Source organism: Microcoleus sp. AR_TQ3_B6 (assembly GCF_036702785.1).
GTDB lineage: Bacteria > Cyanobacteriota > Cyanobacteriia > Cyanobacteriales > Microcoleaceae > Microcoleus.
The window spans coordinates 1-12,407 of sequence record NZ_JAUBVJ010000143.1; the positions used below are offsets into that span (position 1 = coordinate 1).

The 12,407-nt window shown below is 42.4% G+C and carries 11 protein-coding genes; 10 read left to right on the forward strand and 1 reads right to left on the reverse strand.

Annotated features, from left to right (window positions below; translation table 11 throughout):
* Positions 1-154 precede the first annotated feature (154 nt).
* From radA to QUB56_RS34995, 9 genes are all read left to right on the forward strand, one after another.
* Positions 155-1,711 (forward strand): DNA repair protein RadA, encoded by a 1,557-nt coding sequence (gene radA, locus QUB56_RS34960; protein ID WP_332960947.1) that lies wholly within the window; start codon positions 155-157, stop codon positions 1,709-1,711.
* A 45-nt stretch (positions 1,712-1,756) separates the two neighbouring features.
* Positions 1,757-2,005 carry a type II toxin-antitoxin system prevent-host-death family antitoxin gene (locus QUB56_RS34965; RefSeq protein WP_332960948.1) on the forward strand — a complete coding sequence of 83 codons (249 nt, stop codon included), beginning with the start codon at positions 1,757-1,759 and terminating at the stop codon, positions 2,003-2,005.
* Positions 2,002-2,388, forward strand: a complete 387-nt coding sequence (locus QUB56_RS34970; protein ID WP_332960949.1) for a type II toxin-antitoxin system VapC family toxin — start codon at positions 2,002-2,004, stop codon at positions 2,386-2,388. The genes QUB56_RS34965 and QUB56_RS34970 overlap by 4 nt, the downstream gene beginning before the upstream one ends.
* 31 nt (positions 2,389-2,419) lie before the next feature.
* Positions 2,420-2,644 carry a hypothetical protein gene (locus tag QUB56_RS34975; RefSeq protein ID WP_332960950.1) on the forward strand — a complete coding sequence of 75 codons (225 nt, stop codon included), beginning with the start codon at positions 2,420-2,422 and terminating at the stop codon, positions 2,642-2,644.
* Between the two features lie 447 nt (positions 2,645-3,091).
* Positions 3,092-3,946, forward strand: a complete 855-nt coding sequence (locus QUB56_RS34980) for a TIGR02587 family membrane protein (protein ID WP_332960951.1) — start codon at positions 3,092-3,094, stop codon at positions 3,944-3,946.
* Positions 3,943-4,347, forward strand: coding sequence for a TIGR02588 family protein (locus QUB56_RS34985; protein ID WP_332960952.1), 405 nt, complete (start codon positions 3,943-3,945; stop codon positions 4,345-4,347). The genes QUB56_RS34980 and QUB56_RS34985 overlap by 4 nt, the downstream gene beginning before the upstream one ends.
* Before the next feature lie 186 nt (positions 4,348-4,533).
* Positions 4,534-4,638: an IS1/IS1595 family N-terminal zinc-binding domain-containing protein gene (locus QUB56_RS37575; RefSeq protein WP_445243441.1), complete on the forward strand. Its 105-nt coding sequence runs from the start codon at positions 4,534-4,536 to the stop codon at positions 4,636-4,638.
* Positions 4,639-5,344: 706 nt separating this feature from the next.
* A complete protein-coding gene (locus QUB56_RS34990) occupies positions 5,345-11,011 on the forward strand; it encodes an AAA family ATPase (RefSeq protein WP_332960953.1) in 5,667 nt (1,888 codons plus the stop codon).
* A gap of 92 nt (positions 11,012-11,103) precedes the next feature.
* On the forward strand, positions 11,104-11,229 hold the full coding sequence (locus tag QUB56_RS34995) for a hypothetical protein (RefSeq protein WP_332960954.1): 126 nt from the start codon (positions 11,104-11,106) through the stop codon (positions 11,227-11,229).
* Between the two features lie 471 nt (positions 11,230-11,700).
* On the opposite strand, the gene QUB56_RS35000 is transcribed toward QUB56_RS34995, so the two are convergent.
* On the reverse strand, positions 11,701-12,033 hold the full coding sequence (locus QUB56_RS35000) for a hypothetical protein (RefSeq protein WP_332960955.1): 333 nt from the start codon (positions 12,031-12,033) through the stop codon (positions 11,701-11,703).
* A 17-nt stretch (positions 12,034-12,050) separates the two neighbouring features.
* Between QUB56_RS35000 and QUB56_RS35005 the strand changes: the two genes are divergently transcribed.
* On the forward strand, positions 12,051-12,269 hold the full coding sequence (locus tag QUB56_RS35005) for a hypothetical protein (RefSeq protein ID WP_332960956.1): 219 nt from the start codon (positions 12,051-12,053) through the stop codon (positions 12,267-12,269).
* The last annotated feature ends 138 nt before the right edge of the window (positions 12,270-12,407 follow it).

Below are 12,407 nucleotides of genomic sequence, written 5' to 3' on the forward strand. Positions count from 1 at the left end.
ATTTGGGAAACTTTTAGAACTTTTTGGAAATAAAGCCGTCCTAAAAGGACGGGGTTTTAAACCCAATTTTCTGATAAGAAGGGCTTGAAATGCTACTATGGATTAACAACTAGCCCTCAAGTGCGGGGCTTTAAACCCATCTTTTTGGTAAACAATGCCTAAGCCTCGAATACAATATATTTGTCGGGAATGCGGGTATGATTCACCACAATATTTTGGCAGGTGTCCTAGCTGTCAGAAGTGGGATTCTTTTGACGAGCAAATAGAACAACCTACTGCTGGTGGGCCGCGGGCTGGTTTAACTGGGGTGACAACTAAGACAGTGGGCGGTTCGCCCCCTGATAAGTCGAAGGGTCAACCAAGGGTATCTTTCAGATTATCGCAGATTGCTGACCAAACTCAGTCTCGCTGGCCTTCGGGTTACGGGGAACTCGATCGAGTTTTGGGAGGCGGGATTGTTCCGGGATCGCTGGTGTTGATTGGAGGAGAACCGGGAATCGGGAAATCGACGCTGCTGCTGCAGGTGGCGAATATGTTGGCCCGCAAGGATCGGATACTGTATGTCAGTGCGGAGGAGTCCGGCCAGCAGGTGAAGTTGCGATCGCAGCGTTTGGGCGTGGCGAATCCGGTTGAGTTGTCAAGCAACGGCGGACATAAATCCGATCGCCACGGGGAAGCTAAAACGGATTCCGAGGACAATTCAGCGGAGAATTTCTATTTGCTTCCCGAGACTGATTTAGAAGTTGTTTTGCGGGAGTTGGAAGCGCTGAAACCGAATGTGGCGGTGATTGACAGCATCCAAACTATTTATTTTGCTAGTTTAACATCGGCTCCGGGTTCGGTGGCTCAGGTGCGGGAATGTACATCTGCTTTAATGCAGGTTGCGAAAAGGGAAAATATTACTTTATTTATTGTCGGTCACGTTACGAAAGATGGAGCTTTGGCCGGGCCTAGGGTTTTGGAACATTTGGTAGATACTGTACTGTATTTTGAGGGCGATCGCTTTGCTTCTCATCGACTTTTGCGATCGATGAAAAACCGTTTTGGCGCGACTCACGAAATCGGCGTTTTTGAAATGGTAGCCCACGGTTTGCGAGAAGTAGATAATCCGTCGGAGTTGTTTTTAGGAAATAGAGATGAATTTTCTCCCGGTACTTCGACGACTGTTACTTGCGAAGGAACTCGACCGATTTTAGTGGAAATTCAGGCCTTAGTTAGCCCTGCAAGTTTTGGTTCGCCGCGCCGCACTACTACTGGTGTGGACAATGCTAGATTGCAGCAAATTTTAGCTGTTTTGGAGAAAAGGGTGGGGATTCCTTTATCTAAATTAGATGTGATTTTGGCGACGGTGGGCGGGTTGAAGGTGGACGAACCGGCCGCGGATTTGGCAGTTGCGATCGCCGTTGTGGCCAGTTTTCGCGATCGGGTGGTTGATGCACGCACTGTCTTGCTTGGAGAAGTTGGTTTGGGGGGACAGGTGCGGCCGGTTTCGCAATTAGAGTTGCGGCTGAGGGAGGCGGCGAAATTGGGTTTCAAAAGGGCCATTATTCCTAAGAATCAACCGGTGCCAGATTTGGGGATGGAGATTATTCCCGTGGCGAAAGTAATCGATGCAATCATTGCGGCGATTCCGGCTACTCCGGCTCAGTTGCAGTCGGTTGATATGGAGTTGCAGTCGGTTGATTTGGACGAAGATGATTTGTTGAATTGAGTGAGAATAGTGATGTTGTAAATTGAGAGTAAGCAGGCACGAATTATGTATCAAGTAGACATTGTTGAGGCAAAAGAAAAGCTTCTGGAATTAATCGAAGTGGCGATGAGAGGTGAAGAAGTTTCCATTAGTAAAGATAACCAGCCTGTTGTAAAATTAGTAGGAATTCCTAAACAAGCTAAACCAAATCGGAAAGCAGGAAGTGCTAAAGGAATGGTTTGGATGTCGGATGATGTTTGGATGTCGGATGATTTTGACGAACCGCTAGAAGAATTTAAGGAGTACAGGTCATGAGGCTGTTGTTGGACACTCATGCCTTTATTTGGTACACCACAGACAGTTCAGAACTTAGCATAAAAGGGCGATCGCTAATTGACAACGGAGATAACGATATTCTTCTCAGTACAGCTAGTGTCTGGGAAATGGCGATTAAGCATGGGAACTGCAAGCTCTACTTTAGTCTGCCTTTTATGGAGTTTGTCAAGCAGCAAATAGCAGTTAATAGAATTGATATACTGGAAATTAGTTTTGACCACATTGAGGTTGTGGCTTCACTGCCTTTGCATTACCGCGATCCATTTGACAGGCTGATAATTGCCCAATCAATGGCAGAACAGATACGCGTTTTGAGCCGTGATGCTTTTTTTGATGCTTATGCGATCGCGCGGGTGTGGTGAATTAAGTTAGTTTAAAAATAAAGAGGCGAAGATGAAACAATTTAAAATCATCATTGAAAAACATTCCGATGGTTATGTAGCCTATCCTCTTGGGATCAAAGGTGCCGTAGTTGGTGAAGGTGACACCCATGAAGAAGCCTTAGCTGATGTCAAGTCTGCTATTCGCTGCTACATCGAAGTATTTGGCAAAGAAACAATGGAAAACGAATCATATCATGTCCGGTCGAGCAACCGCGATTTTTGTCGGGGCCAGTGAGCCAACAATACCTGCCCACAATCTCCCATCTCAAAAACCCGCCCCGACCGGGATATGATGGTTAATCGAGCGGACATGATATCACCTGCGATCGAGACTTTTTTAGTAGAAGCAGAGGTGGCTATTTAATGTCAAAGTTTCCTGTCGATGCTTCTCAAAGACAATTCATCAGAACATTTCAGTTGTGAGGTTTTCGGATTATTAGAGAAGGCGAACATATTGTCATGGTATGAGAGACTCAGGATGGCACGGAGACTCCGTTAGTAATTCCTAACCACGCTCAAATAAAATCAGGGACACTGAGAGCAATTTGTACTCAGGCGGGAATTTCTAGAGAGGAATTTTTCATAGCTTATGCACAAAGTTGAGTGCAGATGCTATCTACGATAACACTTGAAATATGTAAAATTAGAGATTGCCTTTTTTGAGGTGCATTTTCAATCAAACATGAAAAAATCAAAAAGACGTAAAAATCAGTGGTCAAATGAACTAAACGACATCATTCGGGGTGCATCGGGCGGCTTTTTGTTCGGTACTCCCCTGCTTTATACCATGGAGGTTTGGTGGATCGGTTCGTATACTACACCAGCGAAAATGTCGATCGCGATCGCAACTACCTTTATCGTCGTTTTCTTGCTGACTCGCACAGAAGGTTTTCGCAAAACTAAGGACATCCGCTGGCGAGATGCTGCAATCGATACCGTAGAAGCAATCGCCATCGGCATTGTCTGCGCGGCTTTTGTCCTGTTTTTGCTCAGGGAAATTACCCCGGAGACTCCGCTGCAAGAAACTTTGGGGAAAATCATCTTTGAAGGCCTGCCGTTTTCCTTGGGAGTTGCCCTGGCAAGAGGTTTCTTGAGCGGCGATCGCTATCAAACTTCAGACAGCGACAACGAACCTACCATTAACCCAACTCTAGCAGATATCGGCGCTACTTTAATCGGCGCGATGATAATTGCTTTCAATATCGCCCCAACTGACGAAATTCCCATGCTAGCTGCGGGTATTTCACCGCCTTGGCAATTAGCAATTATCGCCGCTTCGCTGCTAATTTCCTACGGTATTGTATTTGTAGCAGGCTTTACTTATCAAGCAAAACGGCAGCAGCAGCAAGGGCTTTTTCAGCGTCCCCTCAGCGAAACTGTCATGGCGTATTTAGTGTCGCTGGCGGCTTCTGCATTTATGATGTTTTTTTTCCACAAACTCAGTTTTGACGACCCGTGGTCGATTTGGCTGAGCTATACGTTAGTATTGGGATTGCCCGCGACTATTGGCGGCGCCGCAGGGAGGTTGGCAGTATGAGTCAAAGTAATAACGAACAGCAACAAAAAAGAACTCCTGCTGAATGGGCCACATTTGCGATCGCCTGCTCGATCCTTTCTCTCCTCATCGGACTCGTACTCTACAACTGGCTGACTAAAAAACACGAACCTCCGATCATTTCTGTCACTCGCAACACGCCTATTCGCGAAACTCAAGGGCAATTTTACGTGCCGTTTACCGTAACTAACACGGGCGGCGAAACGGCAGAATCAGTGCAAATTATTGCCGAACTGCGTGTCAACGGCGAAGTTTTGGAATCCGGCGACCAGCAAATTGATTTTTTGTCAAGCGGCGAAACTCAAGAAGGAGCTTTTATCTTTAGCCGCAATCCCAGTCAAGGTCAATTGATTGTGCGATCGAGCAGTTATAAACTACCTTAGTAGTGCTAAAAAAGTAATAATACATTGTACTGAGCTACAAAATAGTAGATAGCACAGATGTCATTTTCTAGCGATTAGGAAAAAGACAAGGTTTTTCCGGTAGTGCCCTAGAACTAATGATGCTAGATTAGCAATACTTCTTGCTAATCTATCCCTGACAATCCCTCTTTATCCTAACTGTTATTTTTGTCTTTTTGCCAGACAGTCAAAAACGGTCGCATTCACAACAGTAAACAACGGTTTAAGTGTGTTAAGTGCGATCGGCAATTCGTTGAACATCCGCATTCATAAGGTGATTGAGGAGGAGACACGAGAGCTAATTCATCGATGGTGGTTAGAACATATTTCACTTGAGGGGATTGCTCGTGCGCTCCAGATTTCTCAGCAATGGATCCAACCCTACGTTAATGAGAAATATGCTGGGGTATCCCGAAGCGTGGATTGAAGCCGTAGGAGAAGCCAGTTATTTACCTGTCTCCTTTTTCTCCCCATTTAAATCCAATTAAAAGCAGAAGAGTCTAAGATCGAAGAATATCTACATTCAGTTTTTGTACGTAAGTAGTGACACCTGAGAGTCAGTAATTGTACGGAGTCGAATCGATCGCTCTCAAAGCTCTCAAAAATTGGTTTACTCATTGTTGTTACTGTACCTCATACCGTTTAAAACCACTGTAAACGAAGGTGGGCGAGGCGGATTTTAAAATGGCAAAATCTCTCCTAGCCATGATTAGGGGTTAAACCGCCCCCCTACAGACCATTGATATTTTTTTGCGCCTATTTACTTCGCCACGGGATGTGCTATCATCAAAAATATAAAAATTAGAGAAAAATGGTGATCGATTTTACAATTGTTCAGACATTTTTAAGCTAATTAACCAAAAAACATTTTTTTCAGGGTTCACTATTAAAGAAAGAAAGAGAGTTTTAGCGAAACGGCCCCTACTATTTACTTTCGCACACCATCAAACACTCTACTGTTAACAGAGGTATCATATTTATGAATATTAAGGCCAAATACAAACTCCTCGAAAAAATTAATGTGGGTTTAAATACAGTAGTTTATCGCGCAGAGAGGAGGGAAGATCAGACTGCTGTGATTATCAAAACCCTTATGGCAGACTATCCTACTCTCCAAGAGATTATGCAGTTGAGACATGAATATGAAATCTCCCGACATCTCAATTTAGAAGGTATTGTCAAGCCCTATGGATTGGAAAATCATCGTAATGGTCTAGCACTGATATTGGAAGATTCAAGAGGAGAAGCACTCAAAAATTTTTTGAATGGTCACAAACTTGAACTCAAAGAGTTTTTGGAAATTGCTATTCAGTTAGCAGATACTCTGGGTAAGTTGCATGACAACCAAATTATTCATAAAGATGTTAAGCCGACAAATATCATCATTACTCCTGCTACGCTAGACGTAAAAATTACTGACTTTAGCATTGCCACGCGCTTGTCTAAAGAAACCCCAACACTCAGCCATCCCACTTTACTAGAAGGCACACTCGCCTATATATCGCCAGAGCAAACAGGGCGGATGAATCGCTCAATTGACTATCGCACCGACTTCTACTCTTTAGGTATCACCTTCTATGAAATGCTGTGTGGCGAAGTGCCATTTAAGGCTACAGATGCCATGGAATTAGTTCACTGCCACATCGCTAAACAGCCTGTCCCCCTCTGGGAAATTATCTGGGCAAAAGAGCAAAATAGCAGTGTAAAAATTACCAGAGATAATCCCACATTTAAAACTCAAAATAGTGAGATTATCAAAGCAATTTGTGACATAGTGATGAAATTATTAGCCAAAACTGCTGAAGATAGATATCAAAGTGGTTATGGTCTCAAAGCGGATCTAGAACAATGTTTAAATCAATTACAACAAACTGGCAAAAATTGTAACTTCATTCCGGGTGAGCGTGATAAGTCCGGTCAATTTCTGATCCCACAAAAACTGTACGGACGAGAAGCACAAGTAGCCACACTGATGGATGCCTTTGAGCGGGTTAGCACAGGAACAGCCGAGTTCATGCTAGTTTCCGGTTACTCAGGAATAGGTAAAACTTGCTTAGTTTATGAAATCCACAAACCCATTGTCGGAGCAAGGGGTTATTTTATCGCTGGCAAGTTTGACCAATTTAAACGTAATATTCCCTATGGAGCGTTAATTCAAGCTTTTGAAGGACTAATTCGCCAAATATTAACAGAAAGCGCTGAAAAAATCAACTTGTGGAAACATAAAATTTTAAATGATTTAGGTCAAAATACTAGAGTTATAATTGACGTTATTCCGGAATTGGAATTGATTGTTGGTGAGCAACCTGAAGTTTCTAAATTAGGGCCAAGCGAATCACAAAACCGTTTCAATCTGGCCTTTAAACAATTCATTCATGTTTTTACCCAAAAAGCACATCCGCTAGTTTTATTTTTAGATGATTTGCAGTGGGCAGATTCTGCTTCTTTGAAATTGGTTCATGTGCTGCTAACTGACCTAGATAGCCAATATTTATTGGTAATTGGGGCCTATCGAGATAACGAAGTCAGCCCAACTCATCCGTTAATGCAGACTTTAGATAGTATTTCTTCCTGCGGATCAATAATAAATAATATCGTTCTCCAACCGTTGACACTTAGTACAGTCAATCAATTAGTTGCTGACACCTTGGGTGACAACAACTCATCACGAGTCCCCTCTATTGCTGGTTTTTCCGAGCAATACGGAGAAATTGAGGGAAAAAGTTTCCTTGCTAAAAAGAATAACAATGAAAGAGATAAGTGCAACTTATTAGCTGAGTTAGTTTTCAATAAAACTCAAGGAAATCCCTTTTTTCTCACTCAACTGCTCACCTCCCTGTACGCCGAAAAACTCTTGAAATTTGACTTCAGTATTGGCAGATGGGAGTGGGATATGGGGCAAATTCAAAGTGTGCAGATCGCAGATTATAATGTCATCGAACTCATAGCCAGAAACATTCAAAAACTGCCTCCAGACACCCAGAAAATTTTAAAGTTAGCAGCTTGTATTGGCAACCGATTTAATTTAGACGTTTTGGCAATAGTAAGTGAAAAATCTATATCACAAACGGCATCTGCTTTATGGGACGGGCTTCAGGCGGGTCTAATTTTACCCATCGGGGAAAGTGCTTACAAAATACCGTTACTTTGCACAGGTAATCAGTCCTTAATAATAGGCAATAGTCAAGGAACCCCGTCAGAAATTAATACTGACAAAGTATCCTACAAATTTTTGCATGACCGGGTTCAGCAAGCCGCTTATTCTCTAATTCCTTCTGAGCAACAAAAAACTACCCACCTAAAAATTGGTCAACTCCTGTTACACAATACAGATGGAGACACCCTAGAAGAAAATGTCTTTGATATTGTTAACCAGCTAAATATCGGAGTAGAATTCATTACTGAGCAAGAAGAAAAATACAAGCTGGCTCAATTAAATTTAATAGCTGCTCGAAAAGCCAAAGCAGCATCAGCTTATGAAGCTGCTGTCATGCAATTAAGAGTAGGGTTAAAACTATTAGCAGAAAACAGTTGGCAGAGTAACTACGATCTGACACTAGCACTTTATGTAGAAGCCGTAGAAGCGGAATATCTTACTACCAATTACGAAAGGTCAGCCGCTCTTGCTGAAGTTGTTCTGCAACAAGCTAGCACCCTGCTCGACAGAGTGAAAGTATACGAGCTACAAATCCAGTATTATATGGCTCAAAATCAGATGTTAAAATCCATTGATATTGGGCTGCAAGTGCTAGATATGCTGGGTGTTTCCTTATCAAATGACGAAGGTGACGCGGGTTTTGTGGTTGAATTGCCAAACCTCGCAGACTTAGAAAATATTCCAGAAATGACAGATCCGTATCAATTAGCAGCCTTGCGAATACTGATGAGCGTTATTTCTTCTGCTTGCACAGTCAAGCCAGATATTGTACCCCTGCTTGTACGGACCCAAACGAAGCTCTGTGTTGAACGGGGTCATTCATCACTGGCTGCTTTTGCTTATGCTTTTTATGGAAATTTTATATATTCAATGACTGGGGATATAAATGCAGCCTATCCTGCAGGTCAGCTAGCTTTAAAGCTGTTGGATAAATTTAATGCTAGAGAACTTCAATGTAAAGTATGCACTTTATTTTATGGTATGCTCAAGCCCTGGAAGGTTCCTATTAAGGACACATTAACATCACTACGGGAGACGCTGCAAAGTGGGCTGGAAAGTGGAGATATAGAGTATGCGGGCTATAGTGCTACGCTCTATTGCTCTGGCATCTTTTTGACGGGGGAGCGATTAGATATAGTAGAAGAAGAACAAGAGCAATATCTTAATTTAGCGTTCAAACTCAAACAAGACTATTCTATCTACTACATCCAGATATTCCATCAACTGACTCTCAATCTGAAAATTGAAACGGAGGCGAAAACTCAGTTAGTTGGCAAGAGTTTTAATGAGACACAAATGTTGCCTGTTTTAATTGAAACTAACAATAAAATTTTGCTATTTATTGCTTATCTCGCCAAGACGATTCTCTTTTATCTATTTAAAGAACCTACAAATGCTCTTGCTAACGCCAGTTTAGCAGCAGAACACGCAGTCAGCGTGATGAGCATGGTAGTTTCGGCTCCTCACAACTTCTATTATTCCCTCGCTCTCCTCGCTGTTTATCCTCAAGCTTCACTCGGCGAACAACAACAATACATCAGCTTAGTAGAAGCTAATCAACAACAAATGCAGAAATGGGCATTTCATGCCCCGTTTAACTTCCAGCATAAGTACGACCTTGTGGAAGCAGAAAAAGCCCGGATTCAAGGGCAAATTTTAGAAGCAATGGAATATTATGACCGAGCTATAGCAGGAGCTAAAGAACAAGGATACATTCAGGAAGAAGCACTAGCATCGGAACTAGCAGCCGAGTTTTATTTCTCCCTAGGCAGAGACAAGTTTGCTCGAATCTATCTGACACAAGCTTACTACGGATATATTCGTTGGGGAGCAAAAACTAAAGTTAAAGATTTAGAGTCTAGATATCCTTTGGTATTTTCCGAGATGCTGATGCGAGAATCCAGAGGCATAGAGATTAATAGGACAACCACAACATCGACCACGGGAGCAAGTTCGGCGGTTTTGGATTTGTCCACTGTGAACAAAGCATCTTTGGCCTTGGCTGAAGAAATAGTTCTTGATAAGTTGCTAGATAAGTTACTTAAAATTGTGATGGAAAATGCTGGAGCTACAACGGCCTGCCTGATTTTAGAAAAAGAGGGAAGGTTAGTGATAGAAGCTACAGGTGTTGTGGATAGAGATGCGGTTGTATTGTGTTCGGAATACCCCGTTGAAAACAGTGAAAATCTGCCCATTACCATAATTAACTATGTAGGCATATCTAAAGAAAATGTGGTGTTAAATGATGCAGCCCTATCACAAAGATTCATGAACGATCCTTACATCATAAAAACCACACCGAAGTCAATATTATCTATGCCTATTATTAATCAAGGCAAGCTCATTGGGATTATTTACTTGGAGAACAATATCACAACGGGTGCCTTTACAACGGAGAGGCTGGAGGTATTAAAAATACTTTCTTCACAGATAGCTATATCTCTTAAAAATGCTATGCTATATGGAAAATTGGAAACCGCAACTCAACACTTGAAAACAGCTAATGAACAATTAGAGGATTACAACCAAACGCTTGAACAAAAAGTAGAAGATAGGACTCAGGAACTCAAGCAAAAAAATAGTCTGCTGAGAGAACAAGCAATTCAACTTGAACTCACCCTTAAAGAATTGCAAGCGACACAGACTCAGCTAATTCAAACTGAAAAGATGTCAAGTCTGGGGCAAATGGTTGCTGGTATCGCTCACGAAATTAACAATCCAATTAACTTTATCTACGGCAATCTTACCCCCGCTAGCGAATATTTTCATGACTTGCTGGGGTTGCTGAATCTCTATCAGGAGCAATTGCCTAATGCAACTCCTGAAATTTTGAGTTGGGCAGAAAATATCGATCTGGAATTCTTAATTGCCGATTTTCCTAGACTGCTTGATTCGATGCAGGTAGGGGCAGACCGCATCCGCCAGATTGTCTTGTCGCTCCGGAATTTCTCGCGCTTGGATGAGGCGGAAATGAAACCAGTAGATATCCATGAAGGGATTGATAGCACTCTGCTATTGTTGCAAAATCAGCTAAAAGCTAAGCCAGAAAATCCTGGTATTGAAATTGTTAAAGAATATGGAAATCTACCTCTGGTAGAGTGTTACGCTGGCTTTCTGAACCAAGTATTTATGAATATAATCAGCAATGCCATTGATGCTATAGAGGAATCCTTGGTGAATTCTCCTATAGCATCAATCTCTAAGAAAAAATCACAAGTTCGTATTCGCACCAGTGTCATAAATAGTAACCAAGTAGAGATTCGGATTGCCGACAATGGAGCGGGGATGACCGAAGAAGTAAGGCAGAAGGTTTTTGACCCTTTCTTTACTACGAAACCTGTCGGCTCTGGCACTGGTTTGGGCTTGGCTATTAGCTACCAGATTGTAGTAGAAAAACATCATGGTAGCCTGACTTGTATTTCCGAGCCTGGACAGGGAGCTGAGTTCGTGATTGAGATTCCTCTCAAGCAGGGAACTCTCCAAAAGTGAGATTGATTTAGCTTGTGTTCGCTCCCAGGAATTTACACAACAGCATTTAGTCGAGTCTCTTCCCGAACACCAAGCGCATATCATCTGTTTGGATGGGAATCCAAACAGATGATATGCGCTTCACACAGGAAAACTCTGAGACAGGGGTGACACCGGATAATTTAGCTTATGTGATTTACATATCCGGTTCTACTGGTCAACCCAACCCAGTAGCGTGAGCACATAGCGGTGCTGTCAACACGCTCCTCGATATTAACCACCGCTTTGAAGTAGGAGTAGGCGAGCTCGCCCCAATCCGGATCGCTGACCCTTGCTGTTTCGGAACTTACGCTTTTGAACCCTTAACCCCCTTAAAACCCACCGGAATTACGCATTTTAGTTCATTAGTCAAAACTAAATTTAATATAGATTAAATTACAAAATTCTGAGTTGTAAAAAAGTTTGTAGTAAATCTTGACAACTCTGTGATTATTCAGAATAATCCATCCCCTTGAGGGGTGAGGTAATTATTCTAAATAATTCCCTTGAAGGGTGAGAGGGGTGAGGGGTGAGAGGGGTGAGGGGTGAGGGGTGAGGGGTATAAAAAATAAAACTCTGCTAGATTAAAGTAATAGCACTTCCCAGAAAACCACATGGGTTTATATACAGATAATGCCCAAACTGAAGGTGAAAGCTCATCGTCAGCGCTACTAGAAATAATCTCTGGGCATAAAAAAGTTCAGGATCTTTTTGTGGTGGCTAAACTCTAAATTGCCGATATTCTGAGTAACGGCCATAAAACTGCCGATGAACTTGCCAAAGCTACCAGTGTAAATTCTCGTAGTACTTATCACCTGTTCTGCTGGTAAGCATGGGTATTTTTTCAGCCCAAAAGAATGACGAGTTTCAGTTAAATCCTCTGGGGAAATACCTGCTAACTGGTACTTCTGATTCTTTATGAGGTACAATTCTGGGAAATGCTGATGCAGGGTATGAGGTATGGGGTAATTTACTCTAGGGTCTAAAGACAGGAGAATCCTCATTTGACAATAGTTTCCAGATGAGTGTATATAGCTACTTTAAGCATAATTCTGAGGCTGCCAGAAATTTCACTGAGTGGATGAAGGAGACGACAAGGGAGTGGATTCTTCCGCTTTTTGAAGCTGACGATTTTTCAGAAGTTATAACACTTGTGGACGTGGGATGGAACATTGGTACCTTAACAGCTTTTATTTTTAATAAGAATCTCAAGATGCCAGCCATTTTGTTCGCTCGGTAAGACTTTGTTGTCGGTGCAAATCAGGTTTTGGAAGTGGCGGGAGTTGTAGATAGGTGTCAAGTCGTGGGAGGAAACTTTTTTGATTCTGTTCCCCGTGGGGGCGATATTTACTTACTCTCTCCCGTCCTCCTTAATAGG